Genomic DNA, 20,566 nt, shown 5'->3' on the forward strand with positions numbered 1-20,566 from the left:
CGCCGAATGTAGAGCTTCTGTCAGATCCACTGTTGTTGTAGATTACTATTGCTTGACAAAGGGGAGTCCATGTAGCCCTAATAATGGGCAAAAAATTGTTGGCTAAAATGTTGAGGAACGAAAACAGCCAACTGTTTTTTGTCCTTATTAATTAGCTTGTTATAAAGCACGTACGGGAAAACCCTTTAAAATTTCATCTAGGTCTTCGATGATAGATTGGAGATAGGTTTGATCAAACCCACTAGAGAATTTAAGCTCATTTCCCACACCAACACTGTCCATGCAATTTCCCTCTAATTCTATTCCACCTCTTCCATTCCCAACTAATTTGATTTCAAGTTGCCCCTCAAGGCTGTCAAATGTAGCAGTACCTTTTAAGCAAGAATAGAGTTTTTGTATTTCTTTAGAGAATTTAACGAAATCATAGGTTTGGAAACTGGCAGAAAATTTACCACTAAAGCTTCCGAATGAAACACTAACAGAACAAAGAAGCCAGTTATCATCAAAAGACTCGCCACTGGGAGAGTGTTGGTACTTTTCGACAGTGATCTCTACTTGTTCATTTGGAGAACAACCGATGGATAAACTCATACGTTCCTTGTGCTTTATAACATTTGTATAGTGCGCATGCGCACATAATAGGATTAACGCGCATGCGCATTTATTTTGAAGACTTTGAAATATGCGCACGGTTAACTATTTGTATTTCATTAAGTTAACAAAGATTGAGCCAATACACCATCTGGTAAAATGCGCAAAGTGTGAAAACTTGGTGTATTCAAGTTTTTTATCAATGCACTTCGTGGGAGCGGCTGTTAATGACCTTGCAGTAAAAACTCTTCTGCTTTTTCAATATTGGGGGGCTTACCCACAATCATCAAAATATCATCACTTTTTAACACCCAATCATCTGGCGGCGAGTCTATTTCCGCTTCGTCTCGCCTGATTGAACGCAGCTCAACATCAAATTGCTTCCATGGTACGGACTCCAGAGAACGGCCAACAACATTGGCACCTGAAGTCAGCGGTACGGCATGCAGCAAGTCGAGCGTAAAATCGGTTTCTGCACCGGAAAAAAAACCATGCAAATACTGGTAATGATTACGCCTTTCTGACTCTAATCGTTTAATGATCTTTGCCAGTGGCACCCCACATCTAAATAACACCTGCGACACCAGCATCAAACTGCCTTCTAGTGATTCAGGGATAACTTGAGTCGCACCCGCTTCTTTTAACTCATCGAGGTTCTCATCATCTTTAGTACGCACTAATATTTTAGTGTTAGGAGCCAACTTACGACACACTGATAACGCTTCTTCCGACTGCCTCAATTCACAAAAGGTGACGACAACTAAACTGGCTCGGCGCACCCCCGCCTGCTTCAAAATACTGATACGACATGCATCACCAAAATAAACAGGTTCTCCTGCCGCTTTAGCTTCACTAACACGGGTCGGGTCAAGATCTAATACGATGTAAGGTACAGCTTCATTTTTCAAAAAGCGGCTAATAGTTTGCCCAACTCGGCCATAACCTAGAATAATAACAAAGTCGCGTTCATCAACACTTTGCGGTGGTAATTCAAGTTTGTCTGCTTCATAGGTTGCTAAACCGCCAGAACCAAGCAGACGTTTTGAAATCGTCAAACAATGACGCACCAACCAAGGCGCTAATGACATTGATAAAACTGCCACGGCAACTAAAATAGTGCTCACTTCGTCTGCTAAAAGCTGATAATTCACCGCCAATGCCAGCACAACAAAACTAAATTCGCCCACCTGCGCTAGGCTTAAACCCGTACTTAACGCAATCTTACTGTTTTCACCGGCCAAACGTAATAAACCAAACACCACGCCAATTTTAATAACCAATACCACCACTAAAACCAGTAGAATTTGCCACCAATATTGAAATACCAAATTAAAGTCGAGCATCATGCCAATCGAAATAAAGAACAAACCCATTAATAAATCACGAAACGGGCGAATGTCAGCTTCTAACTGACGGCGATATTGACTCTCTCCCAACAACATACCGGCAATAAATGCCCCCAGCGCCATGGATAAACCCAGCCACTGAGTGAATGCACCTGTGACTAACGCCACAACCAAAGTCGACAATACAAATAATTCATTAGTGCGAGAACGTGCGACTTCATCGAAAATCCGCGGCAAAACCCATTTACCGAATGACATCAAGCCAATGAAGGCCAAGATACCGGTTAATAAGCCCCAGGCTAAATCTAAGAAACTGGATTGCGTGCCATCACTGGCCAGCATAGGTAACAAGATAAGTAGCGGAATAACCGCTAAATCTTGAAATAACAGCACACTGATTGACAGTTCACCGTGTCGGCGACGTAACCAGCCTTGCTCATTTAATAGCTTTAAAACAATTGCAGTGGAAGAAAGCGCAACAGCAGAACCAATGACAATGGCTGCTACCATATCTTGCCCAAGTAATAGAGCAATGGCACCTGCAATCACTGCAGTGGCTGTCATCTGGCCTACACCTAAGCCAAATACGGTTCGCCTCATTGCCCACAATTTGGGGACGGAAAACTCTAAACCTAAGGTAAACATCAGTAATACAACCCCGAGTTCTGCGACGGAGTGCATTTGCTGTTGGGTAAACCAGTGAAAACCGCTCGGGCCACTGACAACACCGGTGAGTAGATATGCGAGGATGGGAGGTAAACCCACACGACGTAATAACGCAATAGCCACAATCGCTATGACTAACATCGCAAGGATATGAATAAGCATACTATGTTCCATCGTGCATATTTCTCCCTGTCAAAAATCTGTCTCATTACTCATTAGATATTTATCAGAATCACAACAAAATAACAAACTATTAAAAAACATAAGGATTTCTTTAATGGCATGTTAATTGCAAAACTGTGAGTGTATATAGAACCATTTGGAGCAATACTATGGATTTTGCCTTAGCATCAGAGCCGAAAACCGAAGCAATTTGGGCTCAGCCTCAAGCTTTTGCGCAAACTGAATTTGATGTAGACATATTAAATGTTGTGCAACGGCTACATGAAAGTTTAGATCCTCGGACAGTTTTTGCCTGCTTTGGTCAAATTATTGCTCAGCATATGCCGCTTAATGGCATTCAATTAACCACGACTGAGTACCATTTTAAATGGGGGGCTCAAGACGGTATTGAGTTACCACGCTATATGAATAACGCTGATGGTGAGTTTCATTTAGTGTATAACCTTAGAAAACCATTGAGCCCAAGAAAAGCGCTGTTACTCTCTAAGCTTGAGGATTTGATGATCAAGCCAATGAGTAATGCCCTGAGGTTTCACAACGTGTCTCGCCAAGCCATGTTTGATGAATTGACTCAGTTAGGCAATCGCCATTACTACCAACAAGTGCTGGACAAAGCGTTAGCTCGCAGCCAACGTAATCAAGGTCAATTATCGCTCATTGTGATTGATTTAGATAACTTTAAGCAAATAAATGACACTCATGGCCATCTTGTTGGAGATGAGGTACTAACTAGCTTTGCTAAGCTGCTTGCTAAAACCATTCGAAATACCGATCAGGCATTTAGAGTCGGTGGAGATGAGTTTATCGTTATCGCCCAAGGCAATGGCATAGCTGCTAGCCTAGTGTGCGAGCGCATTTTAACCAACCTTAATGAATCGGCACAGTTACAAGAACTGACAGTCAGATGCAGTTTGGGTATCACAACAGCTAAATTGGAAGATAGTAGCGACTCGCTTTATGCTCGCGCTGATAAAGCCATGTATCAAGCTAAAGCTTATGGCAAAAATCAATATCAACTGATTTAATTTCACGCTGAAATGATGTTTATTTAATGGGTTGTACTTAGCAGCCCATTTGTATTATATAAATGCCCTCAGCCCTCTCTTGAAGGTTACATCTAAATAAATAGGCAAGATTAATTATGGCTACGGCAAGTTAGAACAACAAAATCAATTCCGCAATTCAAATCTAATTGTAAATACTGCCCATTAAGGGAATAGCAAAGCCTACAGCATCGTCTTTTGCTAGATATCGCTTATCTACCCACAAGCCAATTGCCCCGACAAGTTGATCATTGTAAAAAATATAATTGATATCATTTCTCCGCCACGGTGGCACTTGGCACTCTTGTAGCAACTTTTTGAGCTCTCTGGGCATTGAACGAGCATGTTTAGCAAAAACGGGCTGGCATTTAATTCTGCCAGAGACACTTTGCTTAATTGTGACTATCTCATCGCTTGTGGCGCACCTTAAACGCACACCGTGATTAGCTTGGTGTATCGGCAAAATATGCTCACCAAAATATGCCATTGCAACGATTGAGGAGGATCCATCAAGCATATCATCTGATGACATGCTTGATGGCGTTTCAGATAATCGTGTTTCAGAAAGAGATTGCAGCAAGCTAGCAGTCACAATAGGTTTATGTGATTGTTGCTGTCTCGCTGGCTCTGCTTTAAGCAGATACGCCCCCTCTTGATAGCGTTTAATCACGTATTCACCGCAGTTAATTTCAACCTTGGCATCTTGTTTTGCATGACGAAGTTGCTCAAGGGTTTGATCTAGTTGCGCCATGCTTGGACTAGCAACTTGGTGTTTTTCGATAAAGCCGCGTAATAAATGAGATTGCCAAACCACAGGCTGTGACAATAGCTTAGTGATATTCAACCCCAGTCGCTCGGTCTGTGCTAAGCCTTGTTGATGGGTTAGCAGGATCTCAGGTAACTGCTTGACCACTTCAAAGTCAATCGCCGCTACAGTTTGGTGGCATATCTGAGCACTTCGGCTTGCCGTTTGTGCAATGCTTGGCCAACGTTGTTTTAATAAGGGGATAATTGTTTGTCTAATGAAATTTCTATCAAATCGTTGATCTTGATTACTCTCATCTTCTATATGGTTGAGAGAGCACTCACAAGCAATGGCTTCAATGCATTTTCGGCTTAAGCCTAACATTGGCCTGGCATGCCAAACACCAGAATAAACAGGATGTCTTAAGGGTTGTAAACTGCCCATAGACGCTAGGCCTTTAGGTCCCTGACCACGCTTAAGTGCAAGTAAGATTGTTTCGAGTTGGTCATCTTGATGGTGACCTGTCAGTAATACATCACCTTGGTTTAGGTGGCTGCATAAAGCCTGATACCTTGCATCACGGGCAACGGCTTCTAAACTCTGGCGAGGCAGCTGTAATAATTGCACTTTTTCAGTGACGATGGGTAAATTTAGCGCCTGAGCTGTGCGCTGACAATGTTGATCCCACACATCGGCATTGGCGCTTAAGCCATGATGGACATGGCACAATAACACTTCAACTTGATGCGATTGCTGAAACAAACTCAAGGCATAAGCTAAGACTTGTGAGTCGATACCACCACTGTAAGCCAGCACTAACTTATTGCTAGTGATGGATAATTGCTGGCACAGCTCAGTGAGCTGCCGCAATATCGCGTCCAATGCTGAGTTAGCCATACCTGCGCCTTAATTGAAGGTGATTTTTACGTTTTGAGAGCCCACTAACGACTCGAGCGCGAGCATCAAATCATCACTTGGATTAACACGCCATTCGTCACCTAAGCGCAGCTGACCTTGTGCATCATCCTGACTGTAAGTAATCACTACTGGTACTGCGCCCTGTTTCCAAGGCTGCAAGGCTTGTTCAAATGACTGTAGCCACTCCTGAGTGATATCACTCGCTTGTATTGAAATTTCAACGGCTTTGGCAAAATGGCTGCGCGCTTCACCAATCTCAATGATGTTACGACCATTCATCCGATTACCGCCAGAAAAATCATCAAAACTCACATCACCTTCGCAGATAAGAATTTTGTCTTTTTCAAGTAAGTGGCCAAATTTTTCAAAAGGTTCTGTAAATAGCATCACCTCTAATCGGGCGCTTTTATCATCGAGGGTAACTAACCCCATTTTAGCACCACGTTTAGTCATCATGACACGTGTAGCGACAACCAAACCTGCTGCTTTAACTGTTTTACCGCGCTCGGTTGGATGGATATCCTTTAATCGCCCAGAAGTATATTGCTTTAACTCTTTCAAATATTGGTTAATTGGATGGCCGGTTAGGTAAAGTCCTAGGGCTTCACGCTCACCTTCCAACCAAATTTTGTCTGGCCAAGGCGTACACTGCACAAACTGCTGTTTTGAATCTTCAGGCGTATCGTTCAACAAACCAAACATATCATGCTGACCAATCGCCTCTGCTTTAGCGTGCTGTGCGGCTGCACTAATCGCTTCAGGTAATGTCGCCACCATCGATGCTCGGTGAGGTCCAAGACTATCTAATGCACCGGCAGCGATGAGTTTTTCAATGACTCGTTTGTTCAGTTTTTTAAGGTCAATACGAGCACAGAAATCAAATAAATCTTTAAATGGACCATCTTTACGGGCTTCTAGAATTGACTCGACAGGGCCTTCACCTACCCCTTTAATGGCACCAATTCCGTAGACGATGTTCTGTTCATCATCCACAGTAAATTTAAATAATCCTTTGTTTACATCAGGCGGAATTAACGGCAAGCCCATCCGTTCACATTCGTCTACCAAGGTGACAATTTTATCAGTGTTATCCATATCGGCAGACATTACCGCTGCCATAAACTCTGATGGAAAGTGAGTTTTCAGCCATAAGGTTTGGTAAGAAACAAGTGCGTAAGCGGCTGAATGCGATTTGTTGAAACCGTATCCAGCAAATTTCTCTACCAAATCGAAGATCTTCATGGAAAGATCGCCATCAACGCCATTTTGAACCGCACCTTCTTTGAAGGTACCGCGCTGTTTTGCCATCTCTTCAGGCTTTTTCTTACCCATTGCACGGCGAAGCATATCTGCACCACCTAAGGTATATCCAGCCAAAACCTGCGCAATCTGCATCACCTGCTCTTGATACAAGATAATTCCGTACGTCGGTGATAACAGCTCTTTGAGCGATTCATGTTGGTATTGCGAATCTGGGTAAGATACTTCTTCACGGCCATGCTTACGCTCAATGAAGTTATCTACCATGCCCGACTGCAATGGACCTGGTCGAAACAGCGCCACCAATGCAATCATGTCTTCAAAGCAATCGGGTTGAAGGCGTTTAATCAAGTCTTTCATACCACGGGATTCCAGCTGGAACACTGCAGTGGTTTCATAACGCTGCAGTAACCTAAATGACGCTGGATCATCTAAGTCAATTGCCTCAATACGAATAGGCTCTTTACCGTCACGCTCTAGGCGCGGATTAATCATCTGTAGCGCCCAGTCGATAATGGTTAATGTACGCAGACCGAGGAAGTCAAACTTAACTAGTCCTGCAGTTTCAACGTCATTTTTATCAAACTGAGTAACAGGGTTTAAGCCTTCCGAGTCACAATACAATGGCGAGAAATCGGTAATTTTCGTGGGAGCGATCACCACACCACCGGCGTGTTTGCCCGCGTTACGGGTCACACCTTCAAGGCGGCGACACATATCAATCAGCTCGCGAACATCTTCATCGCCGTCATAGGCCTCTGGTAATGCAGGTTCGACTTCAAAGGCTTTTGCCAATGTCATGCCGGGTTCTGCAGGAATCAACTTGGTTAAACGGTCTACAAAGCCATACGGATGGCCTAATACTCTGCCGACATCTCGTACCACCGCTTTTGCAGCCATGGTACCAAAAGTAATAATCTGTGATACTGCTTCACGGCCATAAAGCTCAGCCACATGGTCAATAACCTCATCACGTCTATCCATACAAAAGTCGACGTCAAAGTCGGGCATGGATACACGTTCTGGGTTCAAGAAACGTTCGAAAAGTAAATCAAATTCTAGTGGGTCCAGATCGGTAATTTTTAACGCGTATGCCACCAATGAACCCGCACCAGAACCACGACCAGGCCCGATAGGGATATCATTGTCTTTACCCCACTGAATGAACTCCATTACGATAAGGAAGTAACCTGGGAACCCCATGTTATTAATAACTTTAAGCTCAATATCTAAGCGTTCATCATATTCAGGACGCTTAGCTGCACGTTCTTGCGCATCGGGAAATAGGAATTCTAATCGCTCTTCTAACCCTTTTTGTGACACATCAACAAGAAAGTCTTCAATTGACAAGTCACCCGTTGGAAAGTTTGGCAAGAAATATTCATGCAAACGTACAGTCACATTACAGCGCTTTGCAATCTCTACCGTATTAGTTATGGCTGATGGAATATCTGCAAATAACTCGCACATCTCATCTTCGGTGCGCAAATATTGTTGATTGCTATATTTTTTAGGTCGGCGAGGATCGGCCAGTGTAAAACCATCATGAATAGCAACGCGTATTTCATGTGATTCAAAATCATCGGGCTTCAAAAACACCACCTGATTAGTGGCAACAACTGGTAAGCTAACCTCAGATGCCAACTCAACAGCCATTTGAATATAGCGCTCTTCGTCAGGTCTGCCTGTCCGTAACAATTCTAGATAAAAACGATCAGCAAAATGTTGCTGATAAAAACCAACTAGTTCATGTACCTGAGCATGGTTACCTTTAATTAACGCTTTTCCTATGTCACCCTGTCGACCACCAGAGAGCAAAAGAATGCCTTTGTTGTGTTTGATTAACCATTCTTGGTCGATCACTACCTTGTTTTCAATATGACCACGCAGATAAGCATCGCTAATTAACTCAGTTAAACTTGCGTAACCATCATTATCCATGGCGATAATGGTCATGGCGCAAAAGTCATTATCAAAGCCTGGCACTTTGACCCAAAAATCGGCGCCAATGATGGGTTTAATCCCCGAGTTATGACAGCCACCATAGAACTTAACAAGACCACAAAGGTTATTCTGATCTGTTAATGCTATAGCAGCCATGCCCTGCTCTTCAGCAGCGCCTAAAATGGGTTTTACTTTTGCCACCCCATCAGACATGGAGAAGTCACTGTGGACACGCAGATGGACAAAACGAGGATCGGTCATAGATTTTTCTTAGAATGTGTGACTCATGGTCAACATGTTGTTTCAATACGAGTAGTTAGACTATATAAAGCCGTGCCAATATGCCACTATCAGCTGGCACTATTTGTTTAATCGCTCTGCGACAGGTTTAAAGCTTTTGCGGTGTTCAGCTAATACGCCATATTGCTCTAGTGCTTCAAAGTGTGCCTTGGTTGGATAACCTTTATGTTTAGCAAAACCATACTGAGGGAACTGCGCATCTAGAGTGAGCATTTCTTCATCGCGGGTCACTTTTGCAATAATTGATGCAGCACTAATGGCCGCAACCAAACCGTCACCTTTAACGATAGCATGGCTTTCGATACCAAAATCGGGGCTGCGATTACCATCTACCAATACACGTTCAGGTTTGATAGCAAGTCCGCTAACTGCGCGCTGCATAGCGAGCATAGTGGCATGTAAGATATTAAATTCATCGATTTCTGCTGGAGAACAACGACCCACACTGATGCTCAGTGCTTTTTCTGTAATTTCTTGAAACAATGCCTGGCGTTTTTTATCTGACAGTTTCTTGGAGTCATTCAACCCCAATATGGGCTTGGTAGGATCAAGTATCACAGCCGCAGTAACAACATCGCCAACTAAAGGGCCGCGCCCAACTTCATCAACGCCGGCAACGCATCCTAAACTTATTAACTCTGCTTGCTCGGGTGTTATCGCTTTAATCACGTGATCGAATGTCATTAAGGTCCCTGTGATACTGTCTAGTTTGTTTAGTCTATGCAATTAACTACGAGCTTCAATTACACCTATCACTGCCTCAGCTGCTTTCTCACTGGCATTTTGACGTAGCTGTTTATGTAGCCGCTCAAATTCACTGTGTAGTGGCGCAAAATCACTGTTCATTTGCTTAATCACCGCTTGGGCAATCAACTCTGGCTGACAATTATCTTGAATAAGCTCAGGAATAATGGTTTTACCAGCTAACAAGTTTGGCAATGAATAATTGGAAATCTGCATCATGCTTTTTGCTATTCGATAAGTCATAGCATTAACGCGATAAGCCACAACCATTGGGCGCTTAACCAACATGGCTTCTAACGTCGCCGTACCGGATGCTAATAAAATATAATCCGCAGCAGCCATTACCTCTCGAGATTGTCCATCAATCAAGGTAATTTCGAGATCGGGTGCAAATTGTGCCAACGCCTGTAAATATTGTTCTCGCCTTGCTTCATTGACAACCGGCGTAACAATTTTTAAGTCAGGGTATTGTGCTTTAACTAAAACAGCTGCTTTAACGAATGGTTCAGCCAATTGTTTTAACTCACCACCGCGAGAACCAGGCAATACAGCTAAATATTCAACGTCAGGATTTAACCCTAATGCTTCTCTGGCTGCAGCTTTGTCACTGTGTAAATCAATGTCATCTGCCAGTGTGTGGCCTACGAAAGTACACGGCACTTGATGCTTATCATAAAACGCTTTCTCAAAGGGAAGCAGAGATAACACCATATTTGTGGCTTTCGCTATTTTGAATATACGCTTTGGTCGCCAAGCCCAAACAGAAGGACTCACGTAATGCACTGTTTTGATACCCTGATTTTTAAGCTTAAGCTCTAAACCAATATTAAAATCTGGCGCGTCTATACCAATAAAACAATCAGGTTTGAGTTGGGTAATTCGGTCAATTAACACTGAACGGACTTTGAGCAATCTTGGTAAACGTGATAGCACTTCGACGATACCCATTACTGACAACTCATCCATCGCAAAAATAGACTCAAAGCCAAGGGCATTCATTCTTGGGCCGCCGATACCAACAAAACGCGCACCAGGGTAGCGTGACTGTAATGACTTAATTAAACCGGCACCTAAAATATCGCCGGAGACTTCTCCGGCGACCATGGCGAATATTTTTTGAGTGTCAGAAGACATAAACACCTATAAACTAACGAATAATCCCACGAGATGAACCTGTCACAAAATCAATCATACCTTGAATGTGTTCATCATTTTCCGCATCTTGCTTCATTTCAGCAATGGCTTCGTCAATCGTAAGATTCTTGCGATATAAGGCTTTATAAGCTCGGCGGATTGCATGTTGGGTTGCTTTACTAAAACCACGACGTTTCAGACCTTCAGCATTCAGTCCGCGTGGTACCGCTGGTGAACCTGCTGCCATCACAAAAGGTGGGACATCTTGGAAAATAGTTGAAGAACCGGCGGTGAATGCATGGGCACCGATGTGAACAAACTGGTGTACGCCTGTCATACCACCTAAAATAACCGAATCACCAACATGCACATGGCCTGCAATTGAAGCATTATTGGCCATGATTACGTTATTACCTACAACACAATCATGGGCTATGTGAACATATGCCATGAATAAGTTGTTGGAGCCGATACGTGTTTCACTGTTGTCTTGAATCGTGCCACGGTGAATAGTCACAGACTCACGGACAACGTTATTGTCACCCATAATTAAACGTGTTGGTTCACCATCGTATTTCAGGTCTTGGCATTCTTCACCTACTGAGGCGAACTGAAAAATCCGATTACCTTTACCAATAATACTTGGCCCTTTCACTACAACGTGTGAGCTAATCCAAGTATCATCTCCGATTTCTACGCCAGCGCCAATATAGCTCCAAGGGCCAATGGTGACATTGTTACCAATTTTGGCATCAGGGTGAACAAATGCGAGTTTATCTATCACTTTGTAATCTCTCTGCGGGCGCACATGATCTCGGCAGAACAAACTAGTTCACCATCAACCAATGCTTGACCTTCAAATACGCCAATCCCACGACGTTCCTTAATCATTTTAACTTTAAAATGAATCTGATCACCTGGCTCTACTACTCGCTTGAAACGCGCTTTGTCTATTCCAGCAAAGTAGTACAGCACATTTGGTGACGGCTCTGTACTCATAGTTTTGAAAGCAAGTAAACCTGTCGCTTGAGCCATAGCCTCAAGAATTAGTACGCCAGGCATAACCGGCTGGACAGGGAAATGACCTTGGAAAAAAGGCTCATTTATAGTGACATTTTTAATCGCATGTAAATCTTCACCTATAGTGAAATCTAAAACACGGTCGATTAATAAAAACGGGTATCGATGCGGTAGATATTTTAATATCTCATGGATATCCATTGTATTGAGTTCGTTAGACACGTTACTTCCTATTGAGCAGAGACGTTATATTTAATCTTTAAGTTGTTTCTCGATGTGTTTCACTCGAGTAAATAAATCATCTAGTTGACGCAGGCGGACTGTATTTCTGCGCCACAATTTGTTCGACGTTGCGACAGTGGCTGAGGAGTACACTCCTTTCTCACGGATATTATGGGTAATATTGGTGCTGCCAGTAATATGTACACCATCGGCGACAGATAAATGACCAGAGACACCGCTATTTCCACCGATAATGCAATATTTCCCGATAGTTGAACTGCCCGCAACGACTGATGCACCGGCAATAGCAGTATTTTGGCCAATTACCACATTATGGGCAATCTGCACCTGATTATCCAAAATCACGCCATCGTGGATTTCAGTATGGGATAAAGCACCACGATCGATACTTGTACAGGCACCAATCTCTACCCTATCGCCAATACGTACCCCACCTAACTGTGGAATTTTAATCCAGTTACCTTGCTCATTTGCATAACCAAAGCCATCAGAACCAATCACTGTACCCGACTGTACCAAACAGGATTGTCCCATGTGCACATCGTGATAAATGGTCACGTTGGCCCATAAACGACTATTTGAACCAACAATGCTATCCTGTCCGATAACACAACTAGCACCAATTTGGACATTTTCGCCAATAATGACATTGGCACCAATAACCGCATTAGCAGCAACCGATGCACCCTCACCTATTTTAGCACTTGGATGAATAACTGCACTTGGGTGTATACCTTGGTCTTCATTTGGTGTGGTATCAAAAAGCTGAGTTGCTTTAGCAAAGGCGACATAAGGGTCTTTAGCGATTAAGGCTACGCCCTGATAATTTTCGGCATCTTTCGACGACAAAAATACCGCACTCGCTCGAGAATCAAGCAACTGAGAACGGTATTTACTATTGGCTAGAAAAGAAACCTGCCCTGCACTGGCATCACTTAAAGTCGCGACAGCATTAACTACAATGCTGTCATCCCCTTTAACTGTCGCGCCTACTGCTGCAGCAAGTTCTTTTAAAGTCATTGAATGCATACAATTACAGGCCTTTACTTAGCGCTTCTACTACTTGGTGGCTAATGTCAGACTCAGGCTTAACAAAAACAACCGCACCACGTTGTAGAACGATATCAAAACCTTGCTTAGCGGCAATGTCATTGATCGCATTTTGAACGGTAGATAGCAACTTGTTTTGCTCTTCACCTTGGCGACGACGCATATCTTCATCTAGCGCTTTACCTTTAAGCTGCAGATCTGATTGAAGACCTTCGAGTTTACGTTGTAGCTCAGTTTTCTGTGCTTCACTCATGAGTGCACCATCACGTTGGCCTTTTTCAGCCAAACCACGCATCTCTTCCTGCATTTTCTGCACTTCGGCAACGCGGTCGCCAAATTCAGCTTGTAATGACTTAGAGATTTGCTCGCGCTGAGGCAGTTGCTCAAATACTTCTGCCATATCAACTACTGCAATTTTTTCTGCATGAGCCATCATAGGTGCGGCTAAAATTGCTAGGGTTACCATTGCGCGATTGACAAACTTTTTCAAAATAAACTCCTTCATTTTTCTTTTAGATCAACTAGCTAAGCTAGTTTGTAGTTTTTAGTTTCTAGAACGTTTTACCAATGTTGAATGAGAAGATCTCTGTTTCATCATCTTCGTATTCTTTAATAGGCCAAGCTAGGCTAAATACCATTGGGCCCATAGGTGATAACCACTGAATACTCATACCCCAAGAAGCACGAATTCTTTCTGGATCACTATAATCGCTTAATTGCTCAAATTCATCTGCTGGTAGGAAGCGGTAGCTATCATAATCAAATTCGGTATCCCACACGTTACCAGCATCCACGAAGAAACTGGTACGAACAGAGTTAGTGTACGCTTCATCTAGGAATGGTGTCGGTACAATTAACTCAGCACTTAACGTAGCAATAGCGTTACCACCAATTGAACGACCACTGTTTACCGTCACACGGTTTGGATCGCCTGGTAAGCTACAACCTGTTCCTGTCGGATCTGGCGAACAAGGTTCACTACCGCGGAATAAATAGAATGAGCGCGGACCAACCGAGTTAGACTTAAAGCCACGCAATGAGCTACTACCACCTGAGTAATAATTTTCCCAAAATGGCAGGATTTGGTCATTATCATTAAATTGACCGTAACCATTGCCGTAACCCAAACGCGCACGTGTGAGTAACACAAAGTTGTGGCTGCGAGTCAGTGGTAAATAGAAATCGGTATTAAAATCTGTTTTGAAGTACTGTAAATCTGAACCCGGTACGGTCATCTTACCGCTTAGACGTTGAGACGAACCAGCCGTTGGGAAAGTACCACGGTTAAGCGAGCTTCTTGACCAGCCAAGGTTCATTTCAAAATTGTCAAAACTCAAATCTTGGTTAGGGTCATCACTGCCACGATAAATATTATAAAAGCGTAAAGCTTGCTCGTAAGCTGAAATTTCAGAAATCGTGTTATGGCGATAACCGATACCACCATTGATTCGGTTATATTCATTAATTGGGAAACCAGAACTTAACGCTACACCATAAGACTTGTTTTTATAGCGTTCTAGGTTAGCTTCATTCGCGTCAAACTCGTTCCAATAAATACTGCCACCTAAACTTACACCGTCTTTGGTAAAATACGGGTCTGTGTATGAAATATTCATACTCTTAGAGTATTTATTGGTGTTGATGCTTACACCAGCTTGGTTACCTGTACCTAAGAAGTTACTTTGCTGTACACCAAACTGTAAGCTGATCCCTGATTCGGTACCATAACCAATACCCGCATTGAATGAGCCTGAAGGCTGCTCCTTAACGGTTACGGCAACATCAACTAAGTCATCACTACCTGGAACTTGAATTGTTTCTGTATCAACAGTTTCAAAATACCCTAAACGGTTTAATCGTGCTTTTGATTGCTCGATTTGTGCTGAGTTGAGCCAAGCCCCTTCCATTTGACGTAATTCACGACGCATCACTTCATCTTTCGTCACTGTGTTACCAGTGAAGTTGATGGTACGCACATATACACGTTTACCTGGGTTGACATTAATGTTCAACGCGACTTCTTTTGTTTCATCATTAATTTCAGGGAAGGTTTTTACCTCTGGGTATGCATAACCAAAGCGACCTAAGTACTTGCTGTACATTTCCTCGGTAAATGTTACATCACCGCCATCATATGTACTGCCAGGTTTAATTGGCAAAATTGCTTTAAGTAGCTCTTCACGTCCCATTAATTGGCCAGTGAGATTAACTTCTGACACAGTGTACTTTTCACCTTCATCAACATTGATGGTGATATAGAGACCTTTTCTATCAGGGGTCATCGCCACTTGTGTTGAAGTAACTTGGAAACGTATATAACCTTCATTTTGATAATGAGAAGTGATGGTTTCTAAATCTGCTTGTAGCATCTGTTTTTGGTAGCGACGTTCACCAAAAATATCCCACCATGCCACGTAATCTTTAAGCTCTAACATACTGATTAATTCAGAATCACTGAACACAGTATTGCCAACCACGTTTATTTGGCGAATTTCAGCTGCTAAACCTTCAGTAAAACTGAATCTTAACTCTACGCGGTTACGTGGTAAGTTAATCACTTGTGCTTCAACTTTAGCACCGTATTTACCTACACCGTAGTAAAAATCTTGTAAGCCTTTCTCAATGCCTGACAGCATTGTTCTGTCTAATGACTCTCCGACACGAACGCCAGAACCATCAAGACTTTCTTGTAGCTGTTCATCTTTAATATCTTTGTTGCCTTCAAAGGTAATCGAGCTAATTGTTGCTCGCTCTTTTACTGCAACATACAAGACACCATCTTCATGACTGACACTAATAGTATCGAAGTTAGTTGAACCGTACAGACTCTTAATTGCTTGCTGTAGCTTTGTCTGATCTAAAGTATCGCCAACCTTAATAGGGAAGTTTAACAATGCGGCACCGAGTGCAACGCGCTGTAATCCTTCAACTTGGATGTCAATGACTTCGAATGGCTGAAAGGTATCAGCCAACGCATTCCCTGTATAAGTGGCGCCGACGAGTAACATCGAGGCAAAAATCTTATTAAATCTCATAGAGCTCTTCTAATTATTTGTCTGTCCTTGCTCAGAGTCGGGTAAAGTCATTGAAGAGTGAAACACTCATCAACATTAGCAGTAACACTGCCCCAATCCTGAATCCTAATTCCTGAACCTTTTCAGGCACCGGCTTACCTGTGATTACCTCGAAAAAGTAATAAAGTAAGTGTCCACCGTCTAGCACGGGTAATGGCAATAAGTTAATAATGCCCAAGTTAACACTAATTAAGGCGATAAACCCTAAAAAATATACGATGCCATAGTCAGCGCTGGCACCAGCCCCTTGAGCAATCGAGATCGGACCGCTCAAGTTCTTAACAGATACATCACCGGTAAATAATTTGGCAATCATTTTCAATGTTACTACAGTCAGTTGCCAAGTTTTGTCTACTGCAGCTGAAACTGAATCAACTATGCCATACTCTAAATCAAACCGCATTGACTCAGGCCATTGAGCTGATTTTGGACTAATACCAATAACACCAATGGATTTACCAGATGCATCTTGTTGTGTTTGAGGGTAAACATCAAGTGTCAATTGCTGTTGATCACGTTTTACTGTCAATTCAACTTTGTCATTGACGCTATTTTGAACAATTTTAACGAACTCATCCCACTGTCCAAAAGCTTGACCATTAATTGCGATGATCTCATCCCCTAAAACTAAGCCAGCAGTTTCAGCAGCACTACCTTTGGCAATGTGGTCAAGGATTGGTTCAACTTGTGGGCGAAAAATATTTAAGCCAATAGCGGTTATCGGTGATTGTTTATCAGGATCGAACTGCCATTTTGAGATGTCTAACTGATAACTTTTTGTGATACCAGAGTCTTGTGTCAAGGGGGCTAACGTCAACTCGACGCTATCGTGTCCGATGTGGCTCACTAACGCAAGATTCACTTCTTCCCAATTACGCACTTTCTGGCCAGAAACAGCGATAATTTGAGTTGGTTGTTGAACTGAGATAACAGCTGCTGGTGTATTAATTTGAGTACTATCAATCACTGGTTTGACTGAAGGTACGCCCACTAAGTACATGACATATAAAGCCACAATAGCGAAAAGGAAGTTTGCAATAGGCCCTGCTGCGACAATGGCTATTCTCTGCCAAACGGTTTTTCGGTTAAACGCTTGTTCTTTTAGCGCTTCAGGCACATCGTCAACTCGTTCATCGAGCATTTTGACATAACCGCCTAATGGAATGGCAGCAACAACGTACTCGGTACCATCTGCACCCACTTTTCGCCACAACGCTTTACCAAAGCCAATAGAAAAACGCTCAACTTTGACACCGCAGCGTCTCGCCACCCAAAAATGACCGTATTCATGGGCTGTAATTAACACGCCTAATGCAATAATAAAGGAACCTAAATTCCAAAAAAAATCAAACATCATATTCCTTTATTTATAACGCTGTTGCGATAAAATCTTGGGCTAATTGTCGCGCTTGCTCATCTAGTGCCAAAATCGCATCAATGGTCGATAATGGGTTTGGTTTTACTTGCTCAAGACATGCACTGTTGACCTTAGCGATATCTGTAAAAGCAATTTGCTCATTCAAAAATGCCTCAACAGCAATCTCATTAGCAGCATTTAATACCGTCGTCGCCTCTTGGCCTTGTTCACAAGCTTGAATCGCGAGTTTTAGGCATGGAAATCGCTCAAAGTCTGGTTCACAGAAGGTTAATTGTCCGACTTTGAAAAAATCTAAAGGTTCAACACCAGAGGGGATTCTTTTAGGGTAACTCATGCAATGCGCAATCGGTGTACGCATGTCTGGGTTGCCTAATTCGGCAATCACCGAGCCATCATTGTATTGCACCATTGAATGGATAACACTTTGAGGGTGGATCACAACCTTTAGCTGCGAAGGACTGGTGTTAAACAACCACTTAGCTTCAATGTACTCTAACCCTTTATTCATCATGGTTGCAGAATCTACAGATATTTTACGTCCCATTGACCAATTAGGGTGTTTACACGCTTGTTGCGGGGTCATTTGCGAAAGAGAGGATAATGGTGCGGTTAAGAAAGGACCACCAGACCCCGTCAGCAGGACATGGTTAATCCCTTCTTGTTCAAGGTCACAAAAGCCCAACGCCGATTGTACATTTTCCGGCATAGACTGAAAAATTGCATTGTGTTCACTATCAACAGGTAAGATTGTCGCCCCGGACTGTTTTGCCGTATCCATGAATAGTTGACCAGACATAACTAAGGCTTCTTTATTAGCCAACAATATTTTCTTGCCTGCTTTAACAGCATCAAATGTGGGTACTAGACCTGCAGCCCCCACAATAGCAGCCATCACAGTATCGACGTGAGTGTCAGTCATAATTGCAGAAAGTGCAGCCTCCCCAGTTGTTACTTGGGTCACACAGTCTTTTGGCAATGAATCTTGTAGAGCTTTCGCAGCTTGGGAGTCAACCATATGTGCAAATTGTGGTTGGTGTTGCGCACATAGTTGCAACATTTTCTCATGACTACTGTTAGCCACCAACGCATAAACACTGTACAGATCAGGGTTGCGCGAGATTACATCTAAGGTACTAGTGCCTATTGAACCAGTTGCCCCTAAAACCACGTAATTTTCCATGCTTATGACATCCAGAAAGCAACGTAAATAAAGGTAAATACGGGCAGTGCTGCAGTTAAGCTATCAATACGGTCAAGCACGCCGCCATGTCCCGGCAAAATAGTGCCAGAATCTTTTATTTGAGCGATACGTTTAAACATACTTTCAGATAAATCACCAAAAGCAGATGCGATAGCGGTAATTAGCGTTACAGTAATCACTAACCCTAATTCTTGTTCAGGAGAAAAATGCATTACACCAGCCACAACCAGCATTGTGACGAGTAAGCCACCTAATAACCCTTCTATCGTTTTCTTTGGGCTAACATTTGGCATTAATTTATGCTTACCAAAGCTTTTACCAGCAAAATAAGCACCTGTGTCTGTCGCCCAAACCACTAACATGACAAGAAAAACCAAACTTGCACCAAAATAAGGGTCAACATTACTGTTCACTGATTTCAAAGCAATAAGTGATGTAAAACAAGGGATTAATGTTAACTGACCAAACATGGATTTAAACATTGGGCTGTCTTGCCAAAAGCTAGCACTTTTTGGAAAGCTGAACACTAAAGCACTACTTACCAACCACCAAAGTACGCCCATAGTGATAATGGCATAGATCATAGGGTGAAGTTGGCCTTTGAACCAATATGCATCGGACGGAACAACTAGATTCAAGGCAATAAGTAGCAGCGCAATTGTGGCAGTAAAAGTCCACTGGGTGATATTGCAGTCTTTATTAATTAGTTTGCCCCACTCTTTGGCGGCGATCATGAAAACACCTACCAGTGCCCATGAAAAGTACTGTACAGGGACTAAAAATATCCCACCTAAGACAATAGGCAATAACCACAGTACTGTTATAATTCTTTGTTTTAGCAAAACTAATCCTCTTTATTCACTGCGCGAATTTGTTCGATTTGACACCCTGTCAAACCAAACCTGCGCTGTCGACTTGCAAAAGTTGCAAGTGCATCTCTGAAAATGTGCTCATCGAAGTCAGGCCATAACGTCTCAGTAAAAACAAATTCTGCATAAGCCGCTTGCCACAAAATAAAATTACTAATGCGAAAATCACCACCAGTGCGAATTAACAAGTCCACTTCCGGTTGTTCATGCATACTTAAATGCTGATTAATGGCATTTTCATCGATGCTGTCTACGGCAATTTCACCATTAACAACTTGTTGAGCCAGAACACGTGCTGCATTTGCAATATCCCAACGACCGCCATAATTAGCCGCCACATTTAACACTAAGCCAGAGTTATCTTTGGTTTTGTCTTGCGCACGCTGTATTTGTTTTTGTAATCGTTCTGAAAAGCGACTGATGTCGCCAATAATATTCAAACGTACATCGTTTTTATCAAGCAGTTTTAACTCACGCTGAAGCACTGTAAAAAATAACTCCATCAGCAAGTTAACTTCTTTGTCTGGTCTACGCCAGTTTTCACTTGAAAAGGCAAACAAAGTTAATGATTCAACGCCTAATTTGCTGGCCGTACTGACTGTACGTCGCACAGCTTTAACACCTGCTTTATGCCCTGAAACTCTCGCTTTACCTTGAAGTTGCGCCCAACGGCCATTACCATCCATGATAATTGCCACATGCTTTGGCAGCGATTGTTGAACCACTGCTGATAACTCATTTGATAAAATTTCAGACTTGGCCTTTGCCATTATCGAATCTTTATCAAGCTGGGAAGATGATGACATCCAATTACAACCTTAAAATAAACAAACGCCGTGTAGTATACACTTACACGG

16 protein-coding genes are annotated in these 20,566 nt (G+C 42.7%); 1 reads left to right on the top strand and 15 read right to left on the bottom strand.

Annotated elements, in window-relative coordinates; translation table 11 throughout:
• Window positions 1-159: 159 nt before the first annotated feature.
• Both ACHUGF_RS00005 and ACHUGF_RS00010 read right to left on the bottom strand, forming a co-directional pair.
• Window positions 160-591 (bottom strand): WapI family immunity protein, encoded by a 432-nt coding sequence (locus ACHUGF_RS00005; protein ID WP_105254733.1) that lies wholly within the window; start codon window positions 589-591, stop codon window positions 160-162.
• A gap of 224 nt (window positions 592-815) precedes the next feature.
• Window positions 816-2,777: a monovalent cation:proton antiporter family protein gene (locus tag ACHUGF_RS00010; protein ID WP_394128715.1), complete on the bottom strand. Its 1,962-nt coding sequence runs from the start codon at window positions 2,775-2,777 to the stop codon at window positions 816-818.
• 158 nt (window positions 2,778-2,935) lie between these two features.
• On the opposite strand from ACHUGF_RS00010, the gene dgcS reads away from it, so the two are divergent.
• A complete protein-coding gene (gene dgcS, locus ACHUGF_RS00015; protein ID WP_394128716.1) occupies window positions 2,936-3,811 on the top strand; it encodes a diguanylate cyclase DgcS in 876 nt (291 codons plus the stop codon).
• Window positions 3,812-3,974: 163 nt separating this feature from the next.
• Here dgcS and tilS read toward each other — a convergent pair whose 3' ends face one another.
• The 13 genes from tilS to ACHUGF_RS00080 all read right to left on the bottom strand — a co-directional run bounded on the left by tilS (window position 3,975) and on the right by ACHUGF_RS00080 (window position 20,515).
• Window positions 3,975-5,471 carry a tRNA lysidine(34) synthetase TilS gene (gene tilS, locus ACHUGF_RS00020; RefSeq protein ID WP_394128717.1) on the bottom strand — a complete coding sequence of 499 codons (1,497 nt, stop codon included), beginning with the start codon at window positions 5,469-5,471 and terminating at the stop codon, window positions 3,975-3,977.
• A 9-nt stretch (window positions 5,472-5,480) separates the two neighbouring features.
• Complete coding sequence (gene dnaE, locus ACHUGF_RS00025) at window positions 5,481-8,957, bottom strand: DNA polymerase III subunit alpha (RefSeq protein WP_394128718.1); 3,477 nt, start codon at window positions 8,955-8,957, stop codon at window positions 5,481-5,483.
• 99 nt (window positions 8,958-9,056) lie between these two features.
• The gene (gene rnhB, locus ACHUGF_RS00030; RefSeq protein WP_394128719.1) at window positions 9,057-9,680 is read right to left on the bottom strand and encodes a ribonuclease HII; all 624 of its coding nucleotides are present in this window, start codon (window positions 9,678-9,680) and stop codon (window positions 9,057-9,059) included.
• Between the two features lie 42 nt (window positions 9,681-9,722).
• Window positions 9,723-10,874 (bottom strand): lipid-A-disaccharide synthase, encoded by a 1,152-nt coding sequence (lpxB, locus tag ACHUGF_RS00035; protein ID WP_394128720.1) that lies wholly within the window; start codon window positions 10,872-10,874, stop codon window positions 9,723-9,725.
• Window positions 10,875-10,887: 13 nt separating this feature from the next.
• The gene (gene lpxA / locus ACHUGF_RS00040) at window positions 10,888-11,658 is read right to left on the bottom strand and encodes an acyl-ACP--UDP-N-acetylglucosamine O-acyltransferase (RefSeq protein ID WP_394128721.1); all 771 of its coding nucleotides are present in this window, start codon (window positions 11,656-11,658) and stop codon (window positions 10,888-10,890) included.
• Window positions 11,655-12,116: a 3-hydroxyacyl-ACP dehydratase FabZ gene (gene fabZ, locus ACHUGF_RS00045; RefSeq protein WP_394128722.1), complete on the bottom strand. Its 462-nt coding sequence runs from the start codon at window positions 12,114-12,116 to the stop codon at window positions 11,655-11,657. Before fabZ ends, lpxA begins: the two co-directional genes overlap by 4 nt.
• A gap of 30 nt (window positions 12,117-12,146) precedes the next feature.
• A complete protein-coding gene (gene lpxD / locus ACHUGF_RS00050) occupies window positions 12,147-13,166 on the bottom strand; it encodes a UDP-3-O-(3-hydroxymyristoyl)glucosamine N-acyltransferase (RefSeq protein WP_394128723.1) in 1,020 nt (339 codons plus the stop codon).
• Window positions 13,167-13,170: 4 nt separating this feature from the next.
• Window positions 13,171-13,677 carry an OmpH/Skp family outer membrane protein gene (locus ACHUGF_RS00055; protein ID WP_394128724.1) on the bottom strand — a complete coding sequence of 169 codons (507 nt, stop codon included), beginning with the start codon at window positions 13,675-13,677 and terminating at the stop codon, window positions 13,171-13,173.
• A 61-nt stretch (window positions 13,678-13,738) separates the two neighbouring features.
• The gene (gene bamA / locus ACHUGF_RS00060) at window positions 13,739-16,222 is read right to left on the bottom strand and encodes an outer membrane protein assembly factor BamA (protein WP_394128725.1); all 2,484 of its coding nucleotides are present in this window, start codon (window positions 16,220-16,222) and stop codon (window positions 13,739-13,741) included.
• A gap of 31 nt (window positions 16,223-16,253) precedes the next feature.
• Window positions 16,254-17,615 (bottom strand): sigma E protease regulator RseP, encoded by a 1,362-nt coding sequence (rseP, locus tag ACHUGF_RS00065; protein WP_394128726.1) that lies wholly within the window; start codon window positions 17,613-17,615, stop codon window positions 16,254-16,256.
• Between the two features lie 13 nt (window positions 17,616-17,628).
• Window positions 17,629-18,819: a 1-deoxy-D-xylulose-5-phosphate reductoisomerase gene (ispC, locus tag ACHUGF_RS00070; RefSeq protein ID WP_394128727.1), complete on the bottom strand. Its 1,191-nt coding sequence runs from the start codon at window positions 18,817-18,819 to the stop codon at window positions 17,629-17,631.
• 2 nt (window positions 18,820-18,821) lie between these two features.
• Window positions 18,822-19,682, bottom strand: a complete 861-nt coding sequence (locus tag ACHUGF_RS00075) for a phosphatidate cytidylyltransferase (RefSeq protein WP_394128728.1) — start codon at window positions 19,680-19,682, stop codon at window positions 18,822-18,824.
• 2 nt (window positions 19,683-19,684) lie between these two features.
• A complete protein-coding gene (locus ACHUGF_RS00080) occupies window positions 19,685-20,515 on the bottom strand; it encodes an isoprenyl transferase (protein ID WP_394128729.1) in 831 nt (276 codons plus the stop codon).
• Between the last annotated feature and the right edge of the window lie 51 nt (window positions 20,516-20,566).

Origin of the sequence: Shewanella maritima, assembly GCF_043643735.1 — a bacterium.
Classification (GTDB): domain Bacteria; phylum Pseudomonadota; class Gammaproteobacteria; order Enterobacterales; family Shewanellaceae; genus Shewanella; species Shewanella maritima_A.